Genomic DNA, 26,986 nt, shown 5'->3' with positions numbered 1-26,986 from the left:
CCGCCAAGGGTTCAAACGCCGGCTTGTGATTGACGATCGCGAATACGGGACGAATTCGATGAAGCACTTTTTCAACCGCCGGGAAACGATCGTCACCGAGGCGCTGGACGGTCTGTTGCGGACCATTGGCTCAGGCGATCTCGCGCGCCTCGACGGCTATCCCGAGATCAAGGTCGTGCTGCGCGCCGATTGGGACAAGACGAAGGTCAGCGTCGTTTCCGGCGGTGGCGCCGGGCACGAACCATCGCATGCCGGCTTTGTCGGCAAGGGAATGCTGACGGCGGCGGTTTCGGGTGAGATCTTTGCCTCGCCAAGCGTCGAAGCGGTGCTGGCGGCCATACGCGCGGTCACCGGCCCGGCCGGCTGCCTGCTGATCGTCAAGAACTACACCGGCGACCGTCTCAATTTCGGTCTGGCTGCCGAGAAGGCGCGCGCCGAGGGCTTTCGCGTCGAGATGGTGATCGTCGCCGACGACATAGCTTTGCCGGATATCAACCAGCCGCGCGGCGTTGCCGGCACGCTGTTCGTACACAAGATCGCTGGCCACCTTTCAGAAGCTGGCCACGATCTGGCTGATATCGCGACGACCGCTCGCGCGGCGGCGAAGGACATCGTTTCGCTCGGCATGTCGCTGTCGTCCTGCTCCATCCCCGGCCAGCCGCATGAGGACAGGTTCGGCGCGGACGACGGTGAACTTGGCCTTGGCATTCATGGCGAGCCTGGCGTCGAGCGGATTGCCTTGCAAAGCGTCGACAGGCTGGTCGCGATCATGGCGGACCGCCTGGCCGCGCGGCTCGACGCGGGAGCTAGCCATGCCCTGCTGATCAACAATCTCGGTTCGGTGCCGCCGCTCGAAATGTCGCTGGTTGCCAATGCGGTACTGGCCTCGCCGCTGGCCAAGACCGTCAAGCTGGCGATCGGTCCCGGACCGCTGATGACGGCGCTCAACATGAACGGCTTCTCGCTGTCGCTGATCCGGCTCGATGCCGCGCGTGAAGAAGCGCTGCTAGCGCCGGTCGGCCCACACGCCTGGATGCCGGCAAAGCCGGTCGCGGCGCCTGCCATCGTGCCGATGACGAAAGCAGCCGGACAAATCGCGGCACGCAAGCCCAGCCAGGATGCCGGCACCAGGCACTTGATCGTCACGGTCTGCGAAAGACTGATCTCACTCGAAGCGACGTTGAACGGTCTCGACGCCAAGGCGGGCGACGGCGACACCGGCTCGACGGTGGCGACCGGTGCGCGCAGCGTCCTCGAGCGGCTCGATACGCTGCCGCTGGCCAGCCCCGCGGCGGCGCTCGGCGCAATAGGCGACATACTGAGCGCATCGATGGGCGGCTCCAGCGGGGTGCTGCTGTCGATCTTCTTCACGGCCGCGGCGCAGGCCCTGGACAGCGGTGCTGATGTGGCCAAGGCGCTGCTCGCCGGGCTCGAGCGGATGACTTTCTATGGCGGCGCAAAAATTGGCGATCGCACGATGGTCGATGCGCTGGAGCCGGCTCTGAAAGCGCTCGACGCCAACGGGCTGGAAGAAGCAGCGGCGGCGGCTCAGCGTGGTGCCGAGGCCACGGCCGCCATGGAGAAGGCAAAAGCCGGACGGTCGGCCTATGTCGGCACCAAATTGCAAGGCGTCGTCGACCCTGGCGCCCATGCGGTGGCCGAGGTGTTCGCGGCCGCCGCCACGCTGCTGGTCTCGGCCTGACGCATGCACCAGTTGTCGAATGACCGTTCTTTCGCTACTGCCGGCAGACTGGAAACCGGGAACTTGGGCGATATGGCGGCGTTGAACCTTGCCAGGTTGATCACGGTGGCCGCCGATACGATTGCCGCTCACGCCGAGGAATTGACGGCGCTCGACCAGGCGATCGGCGACGGCGACCATGGGCTGAACATGACGCGCGGCTTCGAAGCCGTGCGGGCAGAGGCCGACGCGTTCGCTGCCAGACCCTTGCCCGACGCCCTGAAAGCGATCGGCACCAAGCTGGTGATGACGGTGGGCGGTGCCTCCGGCCCGCTGTTCGGCACCCTGTTCATGGCGCTTGGCAAGGAGATTTCCGCGGAGCCCGACCGTGCCAATTTGACGACTGCCTTCGGCAAGGCGATCGAAGCGGTGGCCGCGCGCGGCAAGTCGCAAGTCGGACAGAAGACTATGCTCGATGTGCTGCAGCCGGTACATGATGCCTTGGTCGGGGACAAGACGGCGGCGGAAATCGCCGACATCGCCGACGCTGCCGCCGAGGCGACCGTGCCGATGAAGGCGTTGCGCGGCCGCGCCTCGTTTCTTGGCGACCGCTCTATCGGCCATATGGATGCCGGCGCGCGCTCGACCGCGCTGCTGGTGCGCACCGTGGGGCAAGCGATCGGGGACGACGCATGAGCAATGTCGGGATCGTGATCGTGTCGCATTCGCCGCTGGTCGCGGAAGGCACGGCCGACATGGTACGCCAGATGGTGGGCGACGAAGTGCCGCTTGCATGGTGCGGCGGAAACGGTCATGGCGGGCTCGGCACCAATGTCGAGGCGATCATGGGCGCCATCGACAGAGCGTGGTCGGAAGCCGGTGTGGCCATCCTTGTCGATCTCGGCGGCGCCGAGACGAACAGCGAAATGGCGGTGGAAATGATCGGCGAGCCGCGCTCGCAGAAGATCATCGTCTGCAACGCGCCGATCGTCGAGGGCGCGGTGATGGCCGCGACCGAGGCATCCGGCGGTGCTTCGCTGAAGGAAGTGGTGGCGACGGCGCACGAATTGTCGCCGTCGTGAGTGAACGGGATTCTTGAGATGTCCGCAGCCGCCGAAGCGACCGTCCTGATCACCCACGATGTGGGCCTGCATGCGCGTCCTTCGGTGAAGTTCACCAAGCTGGCCAAGACTTTTGCCGCCGACGTGGAAATCGCGCTTGCCGCCAACGGGCCATGGTTCGACGCCAAGAGCATCGTCAAGGTGATGGCGGCGAAGGCGCCGAAGGGCACGGTGCTGCACATCAGGGCCAGCGGCGACGGCGCCGAGGACGCAGTCAGCGCGCTGATAGACCTGGTGCAGCGCGATTTCGACGAGGACGCCGGTCATGTCCGCTCGGCGTGACGCTGGCGCGCTTCTTCGCCGGCCCACAAGGAATGCGGGCCATGCGGATTGAGGGTGTTCCGGCCTCGGCCGGCTATGCCGAAGGACCGCTGTTCGACCTCGACCGGCCGCCGGCCGTCTATGCAGGCAAGGCCACCGCAGCGGAAGAGAAGACATCGCTGGAAGCCGCGATCGGCAAGGCGGTAAACCGGCTTTCGGCAATGGTCGAAACCGCCGACAGCGACGCCGCCGGCATACTCGAATTCCACATCGCCATGCTGGAAGACGACGCGCTGAGCGGACCGGCTTTCGCGTCTATCGCGTCCGGGCGAGCCGCCGACACGGCCTGGCGGCAGGCACTCGATGCCGAGATCGCCGGCTACGAGGCCTCGGACCAGGACTATTTTCGCGCCCGCGCCACGGATTTGCGCGATATCAGGGACCAGGTGCTGCGTGTCCTGACCGAGGACGGCGGCAGCACAGCGCCTGCCGGCGCCATCCTCTGCGGCGAAGACATCGCGCCGACGCGCTTTCTCGAAACCGACTGGAGCAGCGGCGGCGGCATCGCGCTGAAGGCGGGCAGTACGGCCAGCCATGTCGCCATGCTGGCGCGCTCGCGTGGCGTGCCGATGGTCGTGGGGCTGCGCGAACCCCTTGCCAGTCTCGCAGGCACAGCGCTGCTCGACGCCGAGCACGGCAGTATCGTTGTGGCGCCCTCGCCGGCCGAGATCGGCTCGTTCCGGCAATCGTCCTCTTCCTTCGCCGCCCGCCAGGGCAAGGCGCGAACCTATCTGGCGCGGCCGGCGATGACCAAGTCCGGCACGGCGGTGCGCGTGCAGGTCAACATCGCCGACCCATCCGACGTTGACGGCATCGATATCGCAACCTGCGACGGTGTCGGCCTGATGCGCACCGAATTCCTGTTCGGCAAGACATTGCCGGATGAGGAGACGCAGTATCGCGCCTATCGCAAGGTGCTGGAATGGGCCGGCGAAAAACCGGTGACGATCCGCACCGTCGATGCCGGCGGCGACAAGCCGGTGCCGGGCTTTACCGTCGAGGAAGGCAATCCGTTCCTCGGGCTGCGCGGCATCAGGCTGTCACTGGCGCGGCTCGACATTTTTCGCGTACAGATCAGGGCATTGCTGCGCGCCGCGCCGCACGGCAATCTCAAGGTCATGTTTCCGATGATCGCCGTCGCCGACGAGTATGAACGCTCAACCGCCTTGTTTGCGGAGGAGCAGACGGCGCTTGTGGCGCGCGGCGTCGCACACAAGATGCCGCCGCTCGGCATCATGGTCGAGGTGCCGTCGGTGGCCATCGCTCCGGAGGCGTTCGCCGGCGTCGCCTTCTTCTCGATCGGCTCCAACGATTTGACGCAATATGTGATGGCGGCGGCGCGGGACAATGCCGCAGTGGCGCACCTCAATTCAGTTCGCCATCCGGCGGTGCTGCGACTGATCGGTTCGGTCACGGCCTTTGGGCAGGAGAATGGCATTCCCGTCAGCCTGTGCGGCGATGCCGGCGGCGATCCGGCTGCGATACCGGCGCTGCTCAAAGCCGGCCTGCGCGATCTGTCCGTCGCGCCGGCACAACTCGCCATGGCCAAGGCGGCCATTTCAGATGTTTCGGTCTAGGGCTGGCATGGTCGACATCAAACCCGAACCCGGTTCCGAAGAGGCGATCCGCGCCTACAAGACCATCCTGTCGCAGGTCATCGACCAGCGCCCGTCCGGCATGCGCCAGCGCCTTGCCGACGCGCTTGGCAAGCACCGCAGCTTCGTCACGCAGATCTCCAGCCCGGCCTATACGATCCCTATCCCGTCAAAGCATCTGCCTTCGATCTTTTCCGTCTGCCATTTCAGCCCGGCCGAGCGGGATCAGTTCCTCGCCGCCTACCATCAGGCGCATCCGGGAAAAATGTCGATCGCCGCCGGCATGCGCAAGACGCGGCATGTGTCGCTTGTCGTGCCAGATTTCGGCGACGACAAGCAGAACGCGGCGCTCGACCGGGCGATCAACGAATTCATCCAGAAGATCACCAGCATCGCCGGCAAGGGTGGCGGCTGACCATTTGTTGCCGGGCTGTTTGGGAGGACGCCATGAAGAAATTTATGAACGCGGTGGACACGGTGCTGACCGAGAGCCTTGACGGTTTCGTCGCGGCCCATGCCGATATCCTCATGCTTGGCGACGAGCACAAATTCGTGCGCCGCAGGACCTTGCGGCCGGGCAAGGTGGCGCTGATTTCGGGCGGCGGCTCGGGCCATGAGCCGCTGCATGGCGGCTTTGTCGGCCATGGCATGCTGGATGCCGCCTGCCCCGGCCAGGTGTTCACCTCGCCGACACCCGACCAGATGCTGGCGGCGGCGCAGGCCGTCGACAGCGGCGCCGGCTGCCTGTTCATCGTCAAGAACTACGAGGGCGATGTGATGAACTTCGACATGGCGGCCGAAATGTCGGAAGGCATCCTGCAAGTGGTGACCAATGACGACGTCGCCGTCGAGAATTCGTCCTATACGACCGGCCGGCGCGGCGTCGCCGGCACGCTGGTGGTGGAAAAGATTGTCGGCGCGGCGGCCGAGCATGGCCTGGCCCTCAAGCCGTTGAAGGTGCTGGGCGACCGCGTCAACGCCGCCACCCGCTCGATGGGTGTGGCACTGACCAGCGGCACCGTGCCGGCCGCCGGCAAACCGACCTTCGACATCGGCGACGGCGAGATGGAATTCGGCGTCGGCATCCATGGCGAACCCGGCCGCCGCCGCGACACGTTGAAGAGCGCTGACGCGATCGCCGAGGAGATCTGCGCCTCGATCCTGGGCGATCTGGGCGACAGAGCGAAAGGCCCGGCGCTGCTGTTCGTCAATGGCTTCGGCGGCACGCCGCTGATGGAGCTCTATCTGATGTATAACAGCGCGCGAAAAATTTTCGAGACGCGCGGCGTGACGATAGCCCGCTCGCTGGTCGGCAGCTATGTCACTTCGCTCGACATGGCCGGCTGCTCGATCACGCTGACCATGCTCGATGACGAGATGACCGGCTGGTGGGATGCGCCCGTCCACACGGCGGCATTGCGCTGGGGCATGTGACGCTGGCTTCGGTCGCGCTTTTCTGCAACCATTCCGGACAATCCACGCAACATTTGTCCGGTTGATGCTGCCATCCCTCACCTCCGCCGAAGAAAAACTGCTGGTGCGCTTTGCCGATCCGGAGGCTGCGGCAGTTGGCGAAGAATTGTCGGCAAAGGCTCTGTCGGCGCTGCTCGACAATGCCGAATTCCACGGCGTCCTGCCGATCATGCTGCGCAAATTGCAGGAGCGTGGCGACGCGCGTCTGCCGCCGGACGCCGGCTTGCGGGCGAAGCTGGACGATTTGCGCGACAAGGCGACGATCGCCACCGGCCAATCGATGCTGCTGCAATATCATGGCGACCGCATCATGAAGGGGATGGCGGCGCAAGGCATTCCGGCGCGGATCGTTAAAGGGCCGGTCTTCGCGCGGAAGCTCTACCGCAACGTATCCGACAGGCCGTTCACCGACATCGACATTCTCGTCGAGCCCGCCAACCTTGCGCGCGCAAACCAGGTGATCGCTGCATGCGGCTTCGATCTCGGCAGCGATGAGGCCGAATCTTACCAATTGCAGGAGTTCAAATGGCTGGAAAAGGAGAATTCCAGCCTGCTGGTCGAGCTGCATGGCGACCTGGTGCACGACACCGGCATGCGGCGGCGCCTGTCGCTGGGTTTCCGCGAACTGGGCATTATCGACGGCGACGCAACGGACACGCCGGCGGCGCTTTTGACGATCGCCATCGTGCACGCCGCCGGCGGCCACAAATTCCATCGCCTGCAGCTTTGCGTCGATGTGCTGCAAGGGGTGCGGGCGCTGCAATCGGCCGAATCGGAAACCCGCCTGCTCGAAGCCGCCCGCATGACAGGCATCGAGCTCGAACTGGCGATCGTGCTCAATGTGACCGGCCAGTTGTTCGGTGAGCGCCGAGCGCTTGAACTCGCCGGACGGATCAAGCCCGACCTCTCTATACGGCTGGCCAAGCGGCTGATCACCACGAACACCCTGCTCAGGGTCAATTCCAGGGAGAAGATCGGCTCGCGCCTGCGCCGTGATGCCTTCCGCTGGATCCAGCGGCTGGCCAAGGCCAGGCCGTACGTCGCTTGAAGTGGCCGTTAATCCGCTGATGTCAACGTGGCGATGATCAGCGGTGCCGCGTCGGCAGGGCGTGCGCCCACCTCCAGCGTGAAAGTCGGCACCGACGACACCAGTCTGCCGATCGTCGCCAGCCGGCGCTTCTGCGACGGCAGCAGGCCGGTCAAGCCGGTGCGGACATTGTCTATCGCCAGCGCCACCATCGCGTCGGTTCGGGCCATGGGCACGAGCCGGGTTTCGCTGTCTGCGGACCGCGCCAGGTGCAGCAGTGCCGCCACCGGCCTGGCGGCAGGGCTTTCGATGCGGACGATCTCGCTCAACCTCTCCAGCGAGACGGCCTGTTCGCCGTTGCGATCCCACGACGGGCCAAGGCATGGCGACACCTGCGGGATCATTTCGGCGGTCTTCTGGTGGATCTTGACGTGGCGCGGCAGCCCCCAGGCCAGGGGCTTGTCCGAAGCCAGATCCAGGATCATGGCATCGTCGGAGCACAGACCGAAGCCCTGGGTCGCCAGCGCCAGCGACGTCGTGGTCTTGCCGGTGCCGCTCGGCGCGTGGATCAGGACGAGAGCATCGTGGCCAGGCAGCGTCAGCCCGGCCGTGTGCAGCATATGCTGGCCGCCGGCGTCGAGTGCGGCGTCCAGCACCAGCATCGATGGCGTCCAGGCCGCTTTCGCGCCGGGGCGAACCCTGAGTTCAGCCCAACCGTCCTCGTCATTGATGGCAACGGTCTGACGCTCGGGAAAGACAATATGGATGGTGCCGCCGTCGGCGAGCATCCGGCAGTAGCCGTCCTCGGGTATCTCGCCGTCGAAGACAAGGGATCCGCCGGGTGCCTCGTCCAGGACATCCGCCTCGTTGATATCGAGGCGAAAATCCGGCTCGACGCCTTCGATACGCAGGATGCCCAGCATCCTGTCGAACTCCTGCCACAGCTCGGGGCGCTCGGCCGATATGCCGAGGACCTGGCCGTTGAGGCCATAGTACACTGAAGGCCTGGTCAAGCGGGGCGCACCTTTGAGGCATCGGCATGGTGGCGATAGATCTCGACCATGCCCGGAAGGCTGTCACTGACCACCGGCCTGCCGTCGAGGCAGACCCAGCAATGCGCCGAAACGCGTGGCGTCTGCAGCGACTTCGGATCGACGCCGAAACGCAGTTCGGGATCGAAGCCGGCGAGGCGCAGGAAACGATGGCCGAGGAGGCCTTCCCTTAGGCACCTGCGGTCGCGCATCAGCCAGGGATGGCGCACGGTGCGGTTGACGCGGGCGACGATGTAGGCGGCCGGCAGGCCGCGATAGGGCGTCGAGGAGGCAAGCGGAGCCCATTTCAGCACGTCTTCGAAGCTACGCCCGGCAATCAAGGCCGGCATCAGCCGCGCACTTGCCCAGAGATGGCAGCGAAACAGGGCACGCAGGAGCGGACCGTCAGCCATCAAGCGCGCCCCTCAGCCATCAAGCACCTGGGGCCGTGAGGATACCTTCCGAGACAAGGTCGGCGGCCAATGCCGCCATGTCCTCGTCGAGCGTATCCTTGTCGACCTCGAACTCCGCGCAAAGCAGGCCGACGATCTGATCGAAACTGCGCGCACCATCCACCTTGTCGAGAAAGGCTTCGGTCGTGCCGTTGCAGGTGTAGAGTTGGCCGCTGCGCGCCAGAAGCACGACGGCACCATCGCCGACATGCTGGACCGAGGCGTCGTCCGCCAGTCGTAAAATCGTTCCAGAGGCAATTTCCATCCCGTACCCCCAACAAGCCATATAAAACCCCAAAATGAGATAGCGCGGTGGTGGGGCGCTGTCTATCGACCGGCCGGGGAGATGGCGTCTCGGCTCGTACGGCTTTGCATCTTCGCAGGGTGTTTGCCCAGTTGAAAAGTCGCATTCAAGTGCCTGCTCGAGTCCGAAATCGTCCCAGAAATAGTCGTCAACGCTAGATGACAAGCAGGTGAACTGGCCGGCAGGGCCGTTGCATTTCTTCCCCTAAGTAAGGTAAGGACTCCCGGGGTTTTGGGGAGATAGCGTATGCGTTACAACTGGGAGCGGGCTCCGACGACTTTCGAACGTCATCGAAAAGCCCTGGCGGCAGCCATTTTGATCTTCGGCGGCGTAGGCCTCATGCTTGTGGCCCTGCCGATCTAGCTAAATCGAATTTTGTCCAATGAATACCGTTTGTTAGGCGGCTATCGGTCGACCTCTCAGCGAGGCTGTCCGGTCACGGCAATGAAGCGGCGGTCGCGCCCCTCAAAGCCCTGGCTGAAGCGCTGGACCAGCACGACAATCACCGCCGGTTTGCCGGAAGGTGCGTATTCGTAGAATTCCGACAGGCTGTAAGAGGTTGGGCAGTTTCTCGAGCCCGGCACGGCCTTGTCTTCATGCAGGGTCTTGAACGGCTTGCCGTCCTGTCCCTATAGCGTCAGCCGGCAGCCGAGGCGCCGGCATCGAGCTCACCATATTGCTCGAAGGCGAAAGTGCTGCCGTCGGGCGAGAAACCGATGATGTGCCTTGCCGCGGTGTCTCCGGCCAGAGCGGGCGCGGTGGAGATCGCGAGCACTGCGCCGATCGTCAGCGCAAACACCGGTTTTGCCATGATCGACACTGGATGGCGCATTGTTCAGATCCTCCCCGGAGAGGACTTCACTTCACGACACGGCACGCCAGGGGTCAAGGCGGGACCGGTTCAGACGAAAATCGGGGAAGACAGCGCCGGAAAAAACAGCTTAGGCTGTTTGCAAAGACGGCAAATGGTTCCTGGGGAGGTTACGGATGGCTTCACGCTATCACGAGGTCTATGACGGCTGGAAACGCGACCCGGAGCAATTCTGGGCGGACGCGGCCGGCGCCATCGACTGGTATTCGCCCTGGGACAAGGTGTTCGATGCCGCTGCCGGCGTCTACGGCCGCTGGTTCACCGGCGCGACCTGCAACACCTGCTATAACGCCATCGACCGGCATGTCGCCGGCGGGCGCGCCGACCAGATCGCGCTGATCTACGACAGTGCCATCACCGGAACGGTGAAAAAGTTCACCTATGCCGAGCTGAAACGCGAGGTGGTAGCGCTGACCTCGGTGCTGAAAAACCGGGGCATCGCAAAGGGCGACCGCGTCATCATCTACATGCCGATGGTGGCCGAGGCGGCCATCGCCATGCTCGCCTGCGCCCGCATCGGCGCGGTGCATTCGGTCGTCTTCGGCGGCTTTGCCTCGCATGAATTGGCCACCCGCATCGACGACGCCAAACCGAAGCTGATCATCTCGGCCTCCTGTGGCCTGGAGCCCGGCCGGATCGTTCCCTACAAGCCGCTGCTCGACAGGGCGATCGAGATGTCCCGCCACAAGCCGGACGCCTGCCTGATCCTGCAGCGCGACCAGCTGCGCTGCGACCTGAAGGACCATTTCGACATCGACTATGCCGATGCCGTTGCGCGCGAGCGCGCGGCTGGCGCCAATGTCGACTGCGTGCCGGTGCTCGCCACCGATCCGCTCTACATCATCTACACCTCAGGCACGACCGGCCAACCCAAGGGCATCGTGCGCGACAATGGCGGCCACATGGTCGCGCTGAAATGGACGATGGAAAACGAGTTCGGCGTCAAGCCGGGCGAAGTGTTCTGGGCGGCGTCCGATGTCGGCTGGGTGGTCGGCCATTCCTACATCGTCTACGGCCCGCTGCTGCATGGCTGCACCAGCATCCTGTTTGAAGGCAAACCGATCGGCACGCCGGATGCCGGCACCTACTGGCGGGTCATCTCGGACCATGGCGTGGTCGCACTGTTCACCGCGCCGACGGCCTTCCGGGCGATCAAGGGGCAGGACCCCAAGGGCGAGTTCGTTCCCAGATACGATCTGTCGAAATTCCGCACGCTGTTCCTCGCTGGCGAGCGCGCCGACCCGGAAACCATCAAATGGGCGGAGCAGAAGCTCAACGTGCCGGTGGTCGACCATTGGTGGCAGACCGAGACCGGCTCGCCGATGACCATCAACCCGGCCGGGCTTGGCCTGTTGCCGGTGAAATACGGCTCACCCGGCGTGCCGATGCCCGGCTACGACATCCGCGTGCTCGACGACGCCGGCCACGAAGTGCCGCGTGGCACACTCGGCAATGTCGTGGTCAAGCTGCCACTGCCGGCGGGTTGCCTGCCGACGCTGTGGAACGCCGACCAGCGCTTCCGCCAAGCCTATCTCGACGAGTTCCCCGGCTTCTACAAGACCGCCGATGCCGGCATGGTCGACGAGGACGGCTATCTCTATGTGATGGCCCGCACCGACGACATCATCAATGTCGCCGGCCACCGGCTGTCGACCGGCGCCATGGAAGAGGTGCTGGCCGCCCATCCCGATGTCGCCGAATGCGCCGTCGTCGGCATCGCCGATGCGATGAAGGGCCAAATTCCGCTCGGCTTTGTGGTGCTGAACGCCGGTGTCGCGCGTGACGGCGGCACCATCGAGAAGGAGGTCGTCGCGCTGGTGCGCGAGCGCATCGGCCCGGTCGCCGCCTTCAAGACCGTCGTGACGATCAAGCGCCTGCCCAAGACGCGGTCGGGAAAGATCCTGCGCGGCACCATGCAGAAGATCGCCGACAAGGAGGCATGGACGATGCCGGCGACCATCGACGACCCGGCCATCCTCGACGAGATCACTGCTGCCATGAAGGAACGCGGGATCGGGATTTGAGGCTGACGCGGGAGCGATCCCGCGCAGCCTTCCCTACCGAAGAGCTTGTCCTGATCGGTAAGCAATACTTTTATTGTGCAATGCAGCAAGCCACCCTACAATGTCTGGCGGGGGGCCATCCGGCGGTGCGGTATGGCTCAGCAGAAAATTACGTTTGGCGGCGTCGACATCCTGCGGTTTCTCGCCGCCGTCCTGGTCATGGTCTACCACTATGGCTTCTGGGTGTGGGCCTATCCCGATGGCATCTCGGCGCAGGCCACGGGCGGCGTTCCCCCGCAAGCTGATATAGGCGCCTGGGTCGGGTCAGGCTGGGTCGGCGTTGAGATCTTCTTCGTCATCAGTGGCTTCGTCATCGCCTTCAGCGCCGAAAAGTCGACCCCGTTGCGGTTTTTCGAGGCCAGGGTCAAGCGGCTGGCGCCGGCGGTCTGGATCTGCGCACCCATCACGGCCTTACTCTTGCTGCTCATCGGCCTGAGCTGGCCGACCGATGCGGTGGTCAGGCTCGTGCGCACCGGCCTGTTCGCGCCCTATGGTCCCTGGGTGGACAGCGTCTACTGGACACTCGGCATCGAGATCGCCTTCTACGCCATCGTCTGGATCCTGCTGCGGCTTGGCCGCTTCCATCTGATGGAGGCGGTTGCCATCGCAATCGGCCTGGTCAGCACGCTGTTCTGGTGCCTCTATTATCCGCTCGGCTGGGCCGACTTTGCCGAGGCGCGCTGGCTGCAGCTCACCCTGGTGCATCATGGCTGCTTCTTCGCGGTCGGCGTGCTGCTGTGGCTGATGCGGTTCAAGGCGCTGACGATCCCTCGCCTTGGCTTCTGCCTGCTGTTTCTTGGCGGCGGCGTGCTGCAGATCGCCAGTTCCGTCGACGTGCACAGCATCAAGGTCAATGCCGTGATGCCCTATGCGCCGCCGATCCTGATCTTCCTCATCGCGATTGCCTTGATGGCATGGTCGCTGCGGCTCGACCTCAGCTGGAGCGGCTGGCGCCGGATCGGCCTGATGACCTATCCGCTGTACCTGATCCACGACGTCGTCGGCGCGGCAATGCTCGGACCGATGGTCCGTGCCGGAGTGCCTTATCTCCTGTCGATGGCAATCGTCGGCGCGACCATGATCGCGGCAAGCTGGCTGGTGGCCACCGAGGCCGAGCCGCGTATCCGGCTGCTGCTCGACCACACGGTGTTCCGTTACCGACTGAAGGCGGCGTAGCCGCGAGTATGGCTAAGGCAGGCGTAATGCTGGGAGCCCGTGGCAAATCAGTGATTGGGTTGAGTGGCCCGACTGCTATGCTCACGCATGCCAGCGCGCACCCCGCATTATTTCCAGTAGCCTACGTCGAAAACATCTCCATATCGACGCATCCGCCAACTGCCGAACGCTATAAGTCAATTGTCGATCAAAAATGGAGATGCACCAATGACTGAGAATGAGCGCGCGGCCCTCGATAAGGCCTTCGAAAAGGGTCAACAATCCGCCCGCGAAAGACGATACAACAACAGGTATCCGCCGATCAATACGACCAGGGCTTTGAGGTCGAGATGGAAACGATCTTCGATTGATAGAGCGCGACGAGCTACCGTCGCGGCCTCCTAAGCCAACGCCTTCGCCAACCTCAGGCAGGCGAAGTGAAGCAGGCAGCGGCCGATATCACACCGACGCCTTGGTGCGCACTTCCGACTTGTCGAGATAGTAGCTCGAATATTTGTCGAAGAATTTCTCCGACGCGCCGAACGATCCGTATTTGGCGAGCTTCTTCAGGTCGACCTTGTTGAGCACCGCGCCGACGATCTTGTTGGCGACATAGGGTTCGGATTCCAGCATCGACCTGACCATGGCGCGCGGCGTGCGGCCCCATTCGGTGACCAGCACGAAGCCGTCGACCAGCGGCGCGAAGGCCTTGGCGTCGACCACCGGCCCGAGCGGCGGCAGATCGACGACGATGTATTCGAACGTCTCCTTGGCGTTCTCGATGAAGCGCCGCATTCCGGCCGAGGACAAGAGTTCACTGGTGTGGGAGAAATTGCCACGCAGCACGGCGGGGATGATGGCGAGCTTGGTCTGCCGGTCGATCTTGCCGACGGATTGCCAGGTCTGGCCGTTGACCACGGCCTCCATCAGGCCCTGCTCGGCCTCCATGCCGAGGCTGCGGCTGAGGCCAGGATTGCGCAAGTCACCGTCGATGAGCAGCGTCTTGGCGCCATTGGCGGCAAGCAGCCCGGCAAGATTGGCCGCTACCGTCGACTTGCCTTCGCCGGGAAGCACCGAGATGACGCCGACGACGCGGCTGCCTTGGCCTTCCATCACGACATCGAAGGCGATCTTGGCGCTGCGCAGCGTTTCGGAGAACATCGACGCCGGAGCGTCGATGCTCACCCTCATGCGTGCGCGCCTTTCGATGGCGGCCGGCGACCTGGCGGTCTTGGCATCCGGCTGAGTCTCGGCTTGCTTGTCATCCTTGGCGGGTTTGCTGCCGATGGTCGGCAGGTAGCCGAGGAATTTGAGGCCGACGCGGTCACGTACCTCCTCACCGGTCCGGAAGAACCGCTCGTTGAATTCGTTGAGGCCGCCGAAGCCGGCGCCCATCAGCACACCGAGCACGAGCGACAATCCGAGCACGATGATGGAGCGCGGGCTCGAGGCGGAGAGCGGCGTCGAGGCGTCCGAGATGATGCGGATCTTGCCGACCGGGAAGGATTGCTGCTGCGCGGCTTCCTCGTAACGGCCGAGGAACGTCTGGTAGAGCGTGGTAAGCGCCGTCGCCTTCTGGTCGAGATCGCGCAACTGGACCTGCGACTGGTTGTCGATGGAGCTCTTGCCCTGTGCGGCGGCGACATTGGCCCTGAGCGCGGTCTCGCGCGAAAGCGCTACCTCATACTCGTTGCGATAGCTTTCGGTGAGCTGCTTCAGCTCGCCGAATATCTGCGCCGATATGTCGGCCTTTTCCTTGGCAAGGGCCACGGCCTGCGGATGCTGAGGGCCGAAATTCGCCTCGACATCCTGCTGCCGCTTGGCGACGGTGAGGTAGCGGGTCTTGAGCGCCGAAATGACCGAACTGCTCGGCTGATCGGCAGATATGGCGGCGTCCTTGAAAGCGTTTTCGGAGCCGCCTTCGACGATCGACTTGTATTGCTGGTAGCGGGCGCTGGCGCGCGCCGTGTCGGCCTGTGCCACGATAAGCTGGGCGTTGAGGTCGGCAAGCTGCTTGTCGCTCATCAGCTGGCCATCGCTGTTGGCGGACAGGCCGTGTTCGGCCCTGAATTTCTCGACCGCGAGCGATGCCTGCTGCGAGCTCTCGCGCAGTTCCGTCAGCCGGCCCTGCAGCCAGACCGCCGCGCGCTCGGTGGCGTCGAAGCTGGCATCGAGCTGATCGGCAAGATAGGCGTCGGCATAGGCCTTGGTGATCGCTTTCGCCAGTCCCGGATCCGTCGCCTGATAGCCAAGCGCGATGACATAGCTTCGTCCGACACGATCCGCCCGGATCTCGTTCTGCAGCTTGAGGATGGCGTAGTCGCGGCCCGCCGCGGCAATCAGCGCATCGCGCGTTGCGGGGTCGAGCTTGCTGAAGTCACCCATGCCCGGCATGGGCGCGCTGGGGTGGACATACTGGATCAGGCCGCGGATCAGGCCGACACCCTGGGCAAGGGCGGACTGGGGCGGGTTCATGAACGCTTCGTTCTGGTCGAGTTTGAGCTTGTCGACCACCACCGCGGCAAGCCGCGTCGAGGTCAGGATCTCGATCTGGCTCAGAATGGCGGAATCGGTCTGCATGGTCGTCGACGCCGCCGAAATATCATCGACGATCTTGTTCAGGCCCTCGTCGATCAGCACGCTTGAGACTGACACGTATTTGGGCGGCGTTGTCTGCAGATAGAGCATGCCCAGGAAAAGACCGATGGCGGCGCACACGGCGACCACCTTGGCCTGCCGCGCAGCCATGCCAAGCAGCCGCTCGATATCGATGAAGTCTTCGCCGTTTCCTGCGTCCGAATTCGGCAATGGCATCCTCTTGTCGAGAGGAAAGTTGGCATAATTCATCTTCAGTCCAATTCTAGCTTACAGGCGCCTCGAAGATCGGGAGCATCGCCAAAGGCAACGCAAGCTTCATGCCAGACGGCGGGGGCCTGTCGGCCCCTCGCCGCCAGCCATCCGGCAATACTCCCGAAAGATGGGCATTATGCGGCTTCTTCCTGACGTTCATGCGACCGGACGAACTCCTGAAGCATCTCGAAAACCGGGCCCTTCATGTCGTTGCGCGCCAGCGCAAAGGCGATGTTGGCCTGGATGAAGCCTTCCTTGGATCCGCAATCGAACATGCGGCCGAGGAAAGGCTGGGCGAAGAACGGCTGGTCCTTCGACAGGCGGACCATGGCGTCGGTCAGCTGGATCTCGTTGCCGGCGCCACGCTGCTGATTGCCCAGCAGCGCGAAAATCTCGGGCTGCAGGATGTAGCGGCCGTTGATGTAGAAGTTCGACGGCGCGTTGGCCGGGGCCGGCTTTTCGACCATGGCCGTGACCTCGAAACCACCGCCGATCTCGGCGCCGCGGCCGACAATGCCGTATTTGTTGGTCTCGCTCGGATCGCACCGCTCCACGGCGATGACGTTGCCGCCGGTGCGCTCATAAAGATCGACGGTTTCGGCGAGGCATCCGCGCCCGCCGAAGGACACCATGTCGGGCAAAAGCAGGGCGAAGGGCTCGTTGCCGATGACCTCGCGGGCGCACCAGACGGCGTGACCGAGGCCCTGCGGCGACTGCTGGCGGATGAAGGAGGTGGCGCCGGCCACCGGCAGCATGCTTTCGAGCGCTTCCAACTGGGTCTTCTTGCCGGTCTGCTCCAGGGTTCCGATCAATTCCGGATGCAGGTCGAAATAGTCCTCTATGACCGCCTTGTTGCGGCCGGTCACGAACACGATGTGCTCGATGCCGGCTTCGAAGGCCTCGTCCACCGCATATTGCACGACAGGCCTGTCGACGACGGGAAGCATTTCCTTCGGCATCGACTTGGTCGCCGGCAGGAACCGTGTTCCAAGCCCCGCCACCGGTATCACGGCCTTCCTGATTTTCTTCATCGCAAATTCCTTCTGAGGAGATCGACTGCAGTTCCTTCACAGGCCACGAAAAATCCCTCCATGTGCCTGCATCTTCACCTCCCCACCCCCACGGCAAACTGTGCCGCTACTCGTCGCAACCGCACGGCGATCGGCATGCCCATATGCCTGACCGCCGCCGGGTCGCTGAGCGCCGTCCGGATCGCCTTGAGCGGGGACCGCGCCTTGATGTGCTGAACCATCGCCAGGAAGGAGGCCGCCTTGCGCAGGCTGCGGCCGCGCCGGGCAAAGGCCGCCTGGGCTGCCTCGTCCATCCGATGGGTTTGAGCGAATACCGCATCCGCCTTGCGCATGGCTTCGACATGGTGAAGCTCGAGCACACGCGAGATGGAGCCGCTGCGGATATGATAGGCATAGCCGATCTCCGGCTCGACCACGCATTTGCCGCCCTTGGCAAGGGCTTCGGCAAACAGGATGTAATCCTCGCCGATCCTCAGTTTCTCGTCATAGCGAAGCCGGTTCTCGTCCAGGAACCGGCGCTGGAAGATCGGCTTGAGGTAGCCGAGGTTGAACTTCGATTCGAAGACGATGTTGCCGGCGATGTAGGTGGCGAGCGTTATCTCGTGCAGCCCTTCCAGATACCGGCGCGGGAACATCGCATCTTCGACCACCCCGTCCTCGCGGACGACCTGGAGATTGTCGACGGCGATCTGCGCATCCGCCCTCTCGGCACGGTCGATCATGGCGGCGATACGGCCAGGAAAGACGGCGTCGTCGGAATCGAGAACCGCGACCCACCTGCCGCGGGCGACGTCGAGCCCGGCATTCCTGGCGCCGCCGGGACCACGGTTCTTGGCCAGGGCGACGACGCGCACAATGTCCCCGGGATAGGCCCGCGCCACATCGAGCGTGGCATCGCGTGACTGGTCATCGACGACGATGATCTCGACGCTGACATCCTTCTGCGCGATGGCGCTGGCAATCGCCCGGTCGAGCGTTGCCTCGGCATTGTAGGCGGCGATGACAAAGGAAACATCGGGGGTTGGGGAAACGTCAGGCTGCACGCTTGCCTCCTTCCCCAGCCGAGGATTGGCCGTAGAGACGGATTTCGCGGATGCCGACAAGGCCGCTGACGACGCCGACATGCATGATGCCGCGCAGCACGCTGCGGTTCCTGCGCACCGGGCTGGCGACGACGGGAAGCGCCGCGGCGAAACAAAAGGCTGCCTTTGCGGAAGCCAGGCCAACATGCTTGATCAGCCCGATGCCACGCGCATTGCTGCCGAGAAGGTGGCCATGCGTCTGACCGACGCGAAAACGGCGACGGCCGAGCCAGTCGAACGCGGCTCTTGAGCGCGGCACCACCTCGTCCACCCAGGCGTCTTGAGAAAACGCGATGCGGCCGCCGGCCTTGACCATCTGGTCGAAGAGTTCGGTGTCTTCGCCACCGGTCTGGCCGCGCGCCAGGCTGAAGCGGCGGCCGCGCAGGCTGTCCGATCCCATGCGCAGCAGGACATTGCAGGTGTAGCCGGTGCGGATCTCGCCGCGCACCCAGACCGGCAAAGTCGAGTGAAAATCGCCACGCCGCATCCATTCGGGGGCATCCGGGCGGTAAAGTGCCCGCACCGGGCCGAGCACGGCTGTTGCACCACTTTCCTCGGCCGTCGCCACCAGCTCGGCCAGCCAACGGGGAGAGGCAGTCTCATCATCGTCGATGAAAGCGAGGAAATCCGCTTCGCTGGCGTCAAGGCAAGCGTTGCGGGCGACCGAGATGTTGCGCGCGGGTGCATGCCGATAGCGGACCGGCAATTTCAAATCCTGCGACAGCGCCGTCACCAGGGCCTGCGCGCTTGGCGTGTCGTCATTGTCGGCGACAATGACGCTGATATCAAACCCTGCCGGCATCTCCATGGCGGCAAGCGAGCGCAGCGTATCCGCCAGTTCCGGACGCCGGAACGTGCAGACGCCGATATCGATGCTGCGGTTCTTGGTCTGAACCGCCATCACGCCACCCCGCGTCGCGCGCCGAGGCCGAGAAGCTGCAGCCAGAAGCCGACGGACCAGCCGAAATGCATGACCATCGCCGAGACGCCGGCAAGTGCTACGCCGGCATTGCGCTGGCGGATGGCCGTCACCAGGCCGTAGCCCAGGCATACCGCCGCCCAGATCAGCAACGGCACCGCCGCGATCCAGTGAACGAAGGAGAAGGCCGCGAGAAGAACCACCGGGAAGACCGCCAGCGGCACCATCTGCCGGACCTTCGGGATGACGCGGTGCTTCAGCACATTCTTGGCGCGGCCGCGGCCATAGCCGAGATACTGGAAATAGAGACCTTTCAGCGAGGCGCGCGGATAGTAGACCATCTGCGTCTTGCCGCTCATCCAGATCTTGTAGCCGGCCTGCCGAAGCCGGTAGTCGAGCTCGGCATCCTCATTGTGGCTGAACGTCTCGTCATAGCCGCCGACGGCGCCGAAGGCCGATATCCGCATCAGCGCGTGATGGCCATGGTCGACCCATTCTCCGGCGGAGAGGTGCCGATGCTTGGAGCCACCGGTGCCGAGTTTCGAATTCTGCGCCGCCGCAACCGATTTCTGCACGGCGCCGTTGCCACTGGTCAGCATCGAAACCACGACCGAATCCGCTGATGTGGCCAGTGCTTCCTCGAGCAGCCGGTCGCAATAATCGTCGGGATAGCCGCCATGGGCGTCGATGCGGATGAGATAGTCCGCGCCTTCCCCAAACGTGCCGACGGCGAGATTGATCGCCGCGCTCTGGATGCGCCGCTTGTTGTGCAGCAGGATAACGCGCGCATCCTTGGCGGCGACCTGCTCGACAATGGCCAGCGTGCCGTCGGTGCTGCCGCCATCGGCGACGATAATCCTGGCGCCAAGCCTTTCAGCAGCGGGCCGCAATTGATCGAGCAGCGTACCGATATGGGCTGCCTCGTTGAGGCAAGGGATCACGATCAGGCTGGGGGGAAGCGCTTGCGTCATCGGGCGATGTTGATCCTATGCCAGGGCTTCAGTCGCGAGGGGTTCGCGCACGGTGGTCAGGCGGCGCAGTTTTTCGACCAATGCCCTGCAGTCGCTGCGGTCGTAGCTCCACGTCCTCGGATTGTGGGCAAGCACGCGAGCCTTCAGCCTGCCGAAGCGGTGCTCCTCCATCTTGCCGAGTGCGGTCTCGAGCGCGTCCGATGAAGCCTGCGGCAACAGGACGCCGATGTCCTGCTGGCTGAGGAACCGTCCGGTTTCGGTATGGCCCATCGAGATCGGCACCGCCCCGAAGCGGCAGCCTTCATAGAGGCGGTTGGGCAGCAGCCATTCCGAATTCTGCCCCTCTTCGAAGAAATCGATCGCCCAGGAGAAATGGACATCCTGGTAGATCGCGGCCATGTCCTCCGGATTGCGGTAGGGCCCACGAAACGACAGATAAGGCTCGGCATCGACGAAGGCATGGAAATCCGGGAATTCGGAGAGCGCCGGACGGCCGCGCAGCACCACTTCGAAACGCCCATCCATGCGGTGCGTGAAATCGGCCAGCAGCTTGAGCGAGCGGCGACAGCGCAGCGCCCCGAACCAGCCGATTCGCCATGGCGGGGCGGCAGGCCCTTCCACCACCTCGCGTTCGGCCGGCAAGATCGCTGCTGCCTCGAAATATTTGTTCTCGACCAGCTCGACGGGTGCGGCGACCTGGCGGAAGGGCTTGAAATAATTGGCGATGAAGGCGGGCGAACTGGTTACCAGCAGCTTCACATCGCGCGCGAGATGGCGCTCGGTAGCGCGCAACGCCTTGCCGAGGAAATCGTCGCGGAGCACCAGGCGGTGGATGTCGAGGCATTCATAGACGATCGGCACCGTGGCGCCGAAAGCCGATTTGGCGCGACGGGCCAGTGCCAGCATTTCCAGATTGCGCGCGATGATGAGATCGGGCCGAGGCGTGCCCGCGAGCTTTGAACCGATTGAAATCGCAGCTTTCGCCACGGCCGCCAGGCGCTGGGCGAATCGGCCGTCGCGCGTCGCGCCAAGGTCGATCGGGCGCAATCCCTCTATATCGGCAATCGGGGTTTCGGTGCGGCGGAAGCCCGCCAGGGTAACCCGGGCGCCACCTGCCCTGAGCATTGTGATCCGTCGGCGAACCGCCGGATCGGAAACATCGTGCACCAGGTACAAGACATGCAGCATAAAAACTCGACCGCTGTTTGACCCCACCCACAGGGATGCTAGTACAGCTCTTGCTGCATCGCAACATTTTTGGCGCGACAATGGACATTTTCTGTTGCACTGCAAAATTATTGCCGTAGTTTGGCGTTGGCGGCGGGCGTGGATTTTCAAGGTTCGGAAATCCGCGCAAAAAATCAGGAATCCTGAATTTGGAAGCCAATCCATTCGATCCGCCAGAAGGCTCGCTCCGCAAATCGGTCGGCCGTGGCGCGGTGGTGACGGCCATGTCGCAATCGGTGCGGGTCGCGACACAGATCATATCCGTCATCGTGCTGTCGCGGCTCTTGTCGCCACAGGATTTCGGTGTCGTGGCGATGTGCGCGCCGGTGCTGGCCTTCATCGCGCTGTTCCAGGATTTCGGCCTGACCCAGGCGACGATCCAGAAAACAGGCATCCGGCATGAGGAGGTGAACTACCTCTTCTGGATCAATGTCGCGGTCAGCGCGATCCTGGCCTGCGTGCTCGCGGCTGCGGCACCGCTGGTCGCCGCCTTCTATGGCGAACCACGCGTGACCGGCCTGGTGGCCGCGTTCGGGCTGCAGATCATGGCCTACGGGCTTGGCGCCCAGCATCTGGCGCTGTTGACGCGGCGCATGCAGTTCGGACGCCTGGCGATCATCGATGTCGCCAGTGCTGTTGCCGGGCTGACTGTATCGATTGCCTGGACCTTCATCGACCGCTCCTACTGGGCGCTGTTTGCCGGCACGCTGACCGGCGCCGTGCTGCCGACGCTGTGCTACTGGGCGAGCTCGCGCTGGCGGCCGGGCATGCCGCGCAAGGTCGCCGGCATCGGCGAACTGATCAATTTCGGCGCCGGCATCACCGGCTTCAACTTCGCCAATTTCTTCGCCCGCAACCTCGACAATGTGCTGATCGGCAAATACTGGGGCGAGCAGCAACTCGGCCTTTACGACCGCGCCTACAAGCTGCTTCTGTTCCCGCTCAGCCAGATCACCAATCCGCTGTCGAAGGTCATGGTGCCGGCGCTGTCCAGGCTGAAGGACGAGCCGGACCGCTACCGCAGCGCCTATCTGCGCGTGATGCCGCTGATCCTGCTGGTGGCGCTGCCCGGTGTCGCCTTCGCGACCGCGATGTCGGATGTGCTGATCCCCTTCGTGCTCGGCGAGCAGTGGCGCGCCAGCGCCTCGATCTTCCTGGCGCTCGGCTTTGCCGGGCTGCTGCAGCCGCTCAACAACCCGGCGGGCTGGCTTTTCGTCAGCCAGGGCCGCTCCGGTGACTTCATGCGCTGGGGCATCATCACCGCCGTGACGTCGGTGCTCGCCTTCGCGATCGGCCTGCCCTATGGCGCGCTCGGCGTGGCGATTGCCTATGCGGTCAGCGAATATCTGCGTACACCGTTCCTGTGGCTCTATGTCGGCAAGAGCGGGCCGCTGCAGGCCAGCCATGTGCTGCGCGCGGCAACGCCGTTCGTGCTCGGCGCGCATCTGGCGCTGGCGGCGGTCTGGCTGATCAAGCCGCTGCTACCGCAGCAGCAGGTCATCGCCTTGGCCAGCGGCGCCATTCTTGCCTACCTCATCACCATCGTCGTCGCGCTGGCCTTCGCATCCGGCCGCGAGGCCTTGCGCGAAGCCCTGAAAATGCTGCCGGCAAGACAGCCGGCGGCAACGCCGCGCGAGGCGCAATAATTTCGGCGCCTTTTTGAACCACTCACGTCCACACGAGCATCAGGTCTGATTCATGCACTACCGATCGATCTCCGACATGAACGACACGATCGTCAGCAACCTTCACCGGCTGCCGCGCGATATCGACCTGGTGGTCGGCGTGCCTAGAAGCGGCGTGCTGGCGGCGACGCTGGTCAGCCTTGCGGCGAACATTCCGATGACCGACCTGGATAGCTTCCTCGACGGCCGGGTCTATACGTCAGGCATCACCAAGCGCCGCGCCGCGCTCGACCGCGAGGTCTCGGACATGCGCAAGGTGCTGGTGATCGACGACAGCGTTGCCGGCGGCAACGCCATGCGCGACGCCCGCGCCCGTATTCAAGCTGCCGGCATCGAGGCCGATTTCACCTTTGCCGCCGTGTTCGGCCTGCAGCCGCAGCATCAGGAGATCGATGTCGTCTTCGAGGTCGTGCCGCATCCGCGCATGTTCCAGTGGAATTTCATGCATCACAAATTCCTGGCGCAATGCTGCGTCGACATAGATGGCGTGCTGTGCCTCGATCCGACCGAGGCGGAAAACGACGATGGCCCGGCCTACGAGAAATTCCTCAGCGAAGCGCGGCCGCTTCATGCCCCGACCCACAGGATCGGCTGGCTGGTCACCAGCCGGCTGGAGAAATACCGTGCGCTGACCGAGGCATGGCTGGCCAAACATGGGATCCAGTACGACCAGTTGATCATGCTCGACCTGCCGAGCAAGGCGGAGCGCCAGCGGCTTGGCGCGCATGGCAGTTTCAAGGCCGATTTCTACCGCAAGTCCAACGCCATCCTGTTCATCGAAAGCGAGCATCCACAGGCGCTGAGGATCACGGAACTGTCGGGCAAGCCGGTGCTGTGCGTCGAAACGCATATGGTCAGCTTCCCCGACACGCTGTCGCTGCCGGCGCTCGGCCAGGCGGCGCGCAACCTGCCGGCGAGGCTGCGGCAGATCAATTCGCAGGAAGGCCGCAAGGGCGCCGCCAAGGCTCTCGCCCGTGCCTTGCTCGGCGCCCGTGGCTACGAGACGCTGAAAAGCCGGGTCAAGCGCCCGGCCTGACCGGCATCGCTATTTTACGCGGGCGGCAGCGTGCCCTTCAGGCCGCCTGGCGTGCGCGTTGCTGCACCGCCCTGTCCAGTATCGAGAAGAAGGTGACGAACTGGCGATCCGGATCGAGCTCCGGGCGCGCCGCAAAACCACGCGCGAGGCTGGAAACCCGCTCGTATTCCTTGTTGTCGTTCCACAGCAGCCTGACGGCCGCGACCCAATCGATGAGCGGCGCGTCGTAGTCGAGCACGGTGCCGCCAGGGCCGATCGCTTCGGGCAGGCCGCCGCGCCGCGAGCCGACGACCGGGATGCCGCTGCAATGGGCCTCTGAAGCGACGCGCCCCCAGGCCTCTTCCCATTTCGAGGGCGCAAGCAGGATCCTGGTGCGGCCATAGATCGTCTTCATGTCGTTGGTGCGGCTCTCCAGCGTGACATTGCCGAGCGGCGCGATCGTCTCTTCGATGCGGGCCCGATGATCGTCCTCCAACTTCCAGCTTTCAACGAACAGGAACGGGATTTCGGGGCAGGCGCCGGCAAGGCGCACTGCCAGCTCGAAGCCCTTTTCCTCATAGGGGTTGATCAGGGTGACGAACTGGCCCGTGGTCGGCGTGGCGTACTGCGTCGGGTTGATGGTCGGCGGGATCACCGTCGCCTCGATGCCGAACTCTCTGGCGTAGCTGCGTGCGGTGAACTCCGAATTGGCGATGTAGACTGCGGAGCCCAATTCGCGCAGGTCGCCGCCCAGTTCGTGGAACTCGACATTCCTGAGATAGACGACCAGCGGCACGCCCTCGGCCTGCAACGCTTTGCCAAGCGGAACCGATTTGTGGCACTGGACCACCGTCACATCAGGCTTCAGTTTCTTGACGGCAAAGCCTGCTGCTTCCCAGGGAAACCATGTCCTTATCACCGGGTAACCGGGAAAGCTGTCGACGACCGCGGGTTGCCGAAGCAGTTTCATCTTGGCGCGCGCCTTGAGGCCGAACATTCCGTCGCCGAACAGAGCGGCGAGTACCGACGCTTCGTGCCCGTGTTCGATCAGTTGCTGCACCAGATGATGCGTGCTGGACTGGACGCCGCCGCCGAACTCGGGCGGATAGCCGTTGCCGCTGGCAAAGAGGACTTTCATGGAACCGGCTCCTGGTCTTTTCGCATTTCAGTCATGCGGCCATGAAGAGCCGCGTCGAAGGCGCCTCAGGCGCTCTGTGGCGGGTCAAGCGTCGCGAACGGGTTGGTGCATGAGTGCCATCCGGTGAACCGGATCGGATCGTCAGGTGAACTGCGCCAGGCGTAGTCCGTCAGCATATGAAACTCTGCAATGACCCAGCGGTCGAACTGTAAGAGATCTTCCCGCTTCTGCTGAGGCAGGAGGCGGCGCGCGGCTCCCCCCAATTTGAGCTCCTCCACCAGAGTGACGGCATCGCTCAATTTTTCACTTGGAAAGACCCAGGGATTCCGGTTGCGGAACTCCAGCGCGAACTGCTGCAGATGCTCGATGCGCATGTTCAGCCTGCCGAGATATTTTTCCAGCGTGACGCGGACCAGATCCTCGTCCGAAAACGACGAGACGGCCGCATAGGCAACACCCGTCGACGCAACACCGCCTGCCAGGATCGCCAGGGCCGAGCGCCGTGTGACTTCGATCATCGGGCCGCTCCTCTCACGCGATCCGGCTCGCCGCCCGCAGGGACAAAGCTGCCGCGGTCAGGCTTGGGTTGGCGCAGGAGCAGCTCGGATAGGTGCTGGTGCCGACGACAACCAGGTTTCTCAACCGGTGATGGATCATGTTGCTGTCGATGACCGAATCGGCCGGGCCGGTGCCCATCCTCAGCGTGCCCTGGACATGCGATTCCGTTGGCCGGATGCCGCGGTCGAAGAGCCGTTCGACCGGCAGCGGGGCAAGCAGTCCAGGCAATTTCTCCAGCGCCCGTGCCATGCCCTTGACCGCATAGTCCGACGGCGCCTTGAAGGAGACAAAGGCATTGTCGTCTTCGTCGAGGGTGACGAAATTCTCGTGGTCGAGCAGGTTTTCCGTGACCACGACAAGCGGCAGCGTCTGGCGCAACCGCCCCTTCTCGGCACGCATTCCGTGCTGCCAGCGGTTCTCGAAATAGACCAGTGCCGCCGCGTGCTCGGACCGGTGCGGACCGTCATAGAGGCCGAAATTCAGGCCGGTGGTGATGGTGCTGCCGTCGAAATTGTCGACGCCGTCGAGATAGACCTCGAAATTCCAGCCGTAGGATTCGTGCAGGCCGCGCCCGACGAATTCATCTCCGAGGCCCGATCGCAGCATGATTGCAGCGCTCTGGATGGCATTGGCGCCGAGGATGAAAAGATCGCCGCTGACCTGATATTCCTTGCCGTCATGGACGAAGGTGACCGAACGGACCGTGCCGCCGACATGGTCAAGCCTGCGCACTTCAGCGCCGAGGCAGACCGAAACGTCAGGATGCTCGAAGACATGCATCAGGCCATTGTTGACGGTGAATTTGGCGTCGGCCGGACACAGCCAGCAGCGCAGATTGGCGCAGCACGAGCTACGCTGCGCGGTCGGCACGCGGGCGCGCGCGGTCGGCATGACGAAGTGCTGGTCGGGCTGGGCCGCCTTCATCATCTTGTCCGGCGTCGACATGCGATGCGGCGGTTGCGGAAACGGTTTTGAGCGCGGCAGCATCGCCGCCATGTCGGGATCGCCCGAGATCGACATGATCTCTTCGGCATCGCAGTAGAACGGCTCGACATCGTCATAACTGATCGGCCAGTCATTGCCGATGCCGTAGGTGCTTTTCAGCCTGAAGTCGTTGGGATGGAACCTCGGCGTCTGCGCGAACCAGCAGTTGGTCCCGCCACCCAGCCCAATCGTGTAATTCCACGGCTTGTCGGAATTGGTCTTGTAGGTCGTCTCGTCGTCGATGTCGGTGTTGGCGTTCTGGTCGAGCTGCCATTCATGCGTGTTGTGGCGGCCCCATTCCAGCACCAGGATGCGCGCCTTACGCCGCTTGGCAAATTCGTGCAGGAAGAAGGCCGAGCCGAAGCCGGAACCGATCGCGATGAGATCAAAATGATCGCTGGTGACTTGCTCGGGCTTTACGTCCAGCACCAT

At 63.9% G+C, this 26,986-nt stretch carries 26 protein-coding genes; 12 read left to right on the top strand and 14 right to left on the bottom strand.

Annotated features, from left to right (window positions below):
* Positions 1 to 58: 58 nt before the first annotated feature.
* From AC1D05_RS12175 to AC1D05_RS12140, 8 genes are all read left to right on the top strand, one after another.
* The gene (locus tag AC1D05_RS12175; protein ID WP_477440962.1) at positions 59 to 1,702 is read left to right on the top strand and encodes a dihydroxyacetone kinase subunit DhaK; all 1,644 of its coding nucleotides are present in this window, start codon (positions 59 to 61) and stop codon (positions 1,700 to 1,702) included.
* 72 nt (positions 1,703 to 1,774) lie between these two features.
* Positions 1,775 to 2,377 carry a dihydroxyacetone kinase subunit DhaL gene (dhaL, locus tag AC1D05_RS12170; RefSeq protein ID WP_477440961.1) on the top strand — a complete coding sequence of 201 codons (603 nt, stop codon included), beginning with the start codon at positions 1,775 to 1,777 and terminating at the stop codon, positions 2,375 to 2,377.
* Positions 2,374 to 2,763, top strand: coding sequence for a dihydroxyacetone kinase phosphoryl donor subunit DhaM (gene dhaM, locus AC1D05_RS12165; protein ID WP_352944448.1), 390 nt, complete (start codon positions 2,374 to 2,376; stop codon positions 2,761 to 2,763). Before dhaL ends, dhaM begins: the two co-directional genes overlap by 4 nt.
* 18 nt (positions 2,764 to 2,781) lie before the next feature.
* The gene (locus tag AC1D05_RS12160; protein ID WP_477218411.1) at positions 2,782 to 3,084 is read left to right on the top strand and encodes an HPr family phosphocarrier protein; all 303 of its coding nucleotides are present in this window, start codon (positions 2,782 to 2,784) and stop codon (positions 3,082 to 3,084) included.
* 41 nt (positions 3,085 to 3,125) lie between these two features.
* Complete coding sequence (gene ptsP / locus AC1D05_RS12155) at positions 3,126 to 4,700, top strand: phosphoenolpyruvate--protein phosphotransferase (RefSeq protein ID WP_477440960.1); 1,575 nt, start codon at positions 3,126 to 3,128, stop codon at positions 4,698 to 4,700.
* Positions 4,701 to 4,707: 7 nt separating this feature from the next.
* Entirely contained in the window at positions 4,708 to 5,133 is a 426-nt protein-coding gene (locus AC1D05_RS12150) for a hypothetical protein (protein WP_477440959.1), read from the top strand.
* Positions 5,134 to 5,165: 32 nt separating this feature from the next.
* The gene (dhaK, locus tag AC1D05_RS12145; RefSeq protein ID WP_477440958.1) at positions 5,166 to 6,152 is read left to right on the top strand and encodes a dihydroxyacetone kinase subunit DhaK; all 987 of its coding nucleotides are present in this window, start codon (positions 5,166 to 5,168) and stop codon (positions 6,150 to 6,152) included.
* A gap of 64 nt (positions 6,153 to 6,216) precedes the next feature.
* Positions 6,217 to 7,239: a nucleotidyltransferase family protein gene (locus AC1D05_RS12140; protein ID WP_477440957.1), complete on the top strand. Its 1,023-nt coding sequence runs from the start codon at positions 6,217 to 6,219 to the stop codon at positions 7,237 to 7,239.
* A gap of 8 nt (positions 7,240 to 7,247) precedes the next feature.
* Here AC1D05_RS12140 and AC1D05_RS12135 read toward each other — a convergent pair whose 3' ends face one another.
* The 5 genes from AC1D05_RS12135 to AC1D05_RS12115 all read right to left on the bottom strand — a co-directional run bounded on the left by AC1D05_RS12135 (position 7,248) and on the right by AC1D05_RS12115 (position 9,837).
* On the bottom strand, positions 7,248 to 8,231 hold the full coding sequence (locus AC1D05_RS12135) for a serine kinase (protein WP_477440956.1): 984 nt from the start codon (positions 8,229 to 8,231) through the stop codon (positions 7,248 to 7,250).
* Positions 8,228 to 8,662 carry a lasso peptide biosynthesis B2 protein gene (locus tag AC1D05_RS12130; RefSeq protein ID WP_477440955.1) on the bottom strand — a complete coding sequence of 145 codons (435 nt, stop codon included), beginning with the start codon at positions 8,660 to 8,662 and terminating at the stop codon, positions 8,228 to 8,230. Before AC1D05_RS12130 ends, AC1D05_RS12135 begins: the two co-directional genes overlap by 4 nt.
* 19 nt (positions 8,663 to 8,681) lie before the next feature.
* Entirely contained in the window at positions 8,682 to 8,966 is a 285-nt protein-coding gene (locus tag AC1D05_RS12125) for a PqqD family protein (protein ID WP_477440954.1), read from the bottom strand.
* Between the two features lie 458 nt (positions 8,967 to 9,424).
* Positions 9,425 to 9,589: a DUF2259 domain-containing protein gene (locus AC1D05_RS12120; RefSeq protein ID WP_477440953.1), complete on the bottom strand. Its 165-nt coding sequence runs from the start codon at positions 9,587 to 9,589 to the stop codon at positions 9,425 to 9,427.
* Positions 9,590 to 9,642: 53 nt separating this feature from the next.
* Positions 9,643 to 9,837 carry a hypothetical protein gene (locus tag AC1D05_RS12115; protein ID WP_477440952.1) on the bottom strand — a complete coding sequence of 65 codons (195 nt, stop codon included), beginning with the start codon at positions 9,835 to 9,837 and terminating at the stop codon, positions 9,643 to 9,645.
* A gap of 155 nt (positions 9,838 to 9,992) precedes the next feature.
* On the opposite strand from AC1D05_RS12115, the gene AC1D05_RS12110 reads away from it, so the two are divergent.
* Together AC1D05_RS12110 and AC1D05_RS12105 are read left to right on the top strand one after the other, a co-directional pair.
* Positions 9,993 to 11,900, top strand: a complete 1,908-nt coding sequence (locus AC1D05_RS12110) for a propionyl-CoA synthetase (RefSeq protein ID WP_477440951.1) — start codon at positions 9,993 to 9,995, stop codon at positions 11,898 to 11,900.
* A 132-nt stretch (positions 11,901 to 12,032) separates the two neighbouring features.
* Positions 12,033 to 13,115, top strand: coding sequence for an acyltransferase family protein (locus AC1D05_RS12105; protein ID WP_477440950.1), 1,083 nt, complete (start codon positions 12,033 to 12,035; stop codon positions 13,113 to 13,115).
* Between the two features lie 438 nt (positions 13,116 to 13,553).
* Here the strand turns inward: AC1D05_RS12105 and AC1D05_RS12100 are convergent, their stop codons facing one another.
* The 6 genes from AC1D05_RS12100 to AC1D05_RS12075 form a co-directional block, all read right to left on the bottom strand.
* Positions 13,554 to 15,941, bottom strand: coding sequence for a polysaccharide biosynthesis tyrosine autokinase (locus AC1D05_RS12100; protein ID WP_477440949.1), 2,388 nt, complete (start codon positions 15,939 to 15,941; stop codon positions 13,554 to 13,556).
* A gap of 137 nt (positions 15,942 to 16,078) precedes the next feature.
* Complete coding sequence (locus AC1D05_RS12095) at positions 16,079 to 16,975, bottom strand: UTP--glucose-1-phosphate uridylyltransferase (protein WP_019862855.1); 897 nt, start codon at positions 16,973 to 16,975, stop codon at positions 16,079 to 16,081.
* A 74-nt stretch (positions 16,976 to 17,049) separates the two neighbouring features.
* Positions 17,050 to 18,018: a glycosyltransferase family 2 protein gene (locus AC1D05_RS12090; protein WP_477440948.1), complete on the bottom strand. Its 969-nt coding sequence runs from the start codon at positions 18,016 to 18,018 to the stop codon at positions 17,050 to 17,052.
* Positions 18,008 to 18,958, bottom strand: coding sequence for a glycosyltransferase family 2 protein (locus AC1D05_RS12085; RefSeq protein ID WP_477440947.1), 951 nt, complete (start codon positions 18,956 to 18,958; stop codon positions 18,008 to 18,010). Before AC1D05_RS12085 ends, AC1D05_RS12090 begins: the two co-directional genes overlap by 11 nt.
* Positions 18,958 to 19,947: a glycosyltransferase family 2 protein gene (locus tag AC1D05_RS12080; RefSeq protein WP_477440946.1), complete on the bottom strand. Its 990-nt coding sequence runs from the start codon at positions 19,945 to 19,947 to the stop codon at positions 18,958 to 18,960. The genes AC1D05_RS12085 and AC1D05_RS12080 overlap by 1 nt, the downstream gene beginning before the upstream one ends.
* Before the next feature lie 15 nt (positions 19,948 to 19,962).
* On the bottom strand, positions 19,963 to 21,135 hold the full coding sequence (locus tag AC1D05_RS12075) for a glycosyltransferase family protein (protein WP_477440945.1): 1,173 nt from the start codon (positions 21,133 to 21,135) through the stop codon (positions 19,963 to 19,965).
* A gap of 188 nt (positions 21,136 to 21,323) precedes the next feature.
* On the opposite strand from AC1D05_RS12075, the gene AC1D05_RS12070 reads away from it, so the two are divergent.
* Together AC1D05_RS12070 and AC1D05_RS12065 are read left to right on the top strand one after the other, a co-directional pair.
* Positions 21,324 to 22,820, top strand: coding sequence for a lipopolysaccharide biosynthesis protein (locus AC1D05_RS12070; RefSeq protein ID WP_477440944.1), 1,497 nt, complete (start codon positions 21,324 to 21,326; stop codon positions 22,818 to 22,820).
* A 52-nt stretch (positions 22,821 to 22,872) separates the two neighbouring features.
* On the top strand, positions 22,873 to 23,895 hold the full coding sequence (locus AC1D05_RS12065; RefSeq protein WP_477440943.1) for a phosphoribosyltransferase family protein: 1,023 nt from the start codon (positions 22,873 to 22,875) through the stop codon (positions 23,893 to 23,895).
* A 37-nt stretch (positions 23,896 to 23,932) separates the two neighbouring features.
* Here AC1D05_RS12065 and AC1D05_RS12060 read toward each other — a convergent pair whose 3' ends face one another.
* The 3 genes from AC1D05_RS12060 to AC1D05_RS12050 form a co-directional block, all read right to left on the bottom strand.
* Complete coding sequence (locus AC1D05_RS12060; RefSeq protein WP_477440942.1) at positions 23,933 to 25,012, bottom strand: glycosyltransferase; 1,080 nt, start codon at positions 25,010 to 25,012, stop codon at positions 23,933 to 23,935.
* Between the two features lie 65 nt (positions 25,013 to 25,077).
* The gene (locus tag AC1D05_RS12055; RefSeq protein WP_477440941.1) at positions 25,078 to 25,530 is read right to left on the bottom strand and encodes a hypothetical protein; all 453 of its coding nucleotides are present in this window, start codon (positions 25,528 to 25,530) and stop codon (positions 25,078 to 25,080) included.
* Between the two features lie 13 nt (positions 25,531 to 25,543).
* Entirely contained in the window at positions 25,544 to 26,986 is a 1,443-nt protein-coding gene (locus AC1D05_RS12050; RefSeq protein ID WP_477440940.1) for a GMC oxidoreductase, read from the bottom strand.

It is taken from the genome of Mesorhizobium sp. P2_E9 (assembly GCF_056403815.1).
The sequence above is the reverse complement of the archived record's forward strand: the minus strand, read 5'-3'. Positions and strand labels throughout refer to the sequence as shown.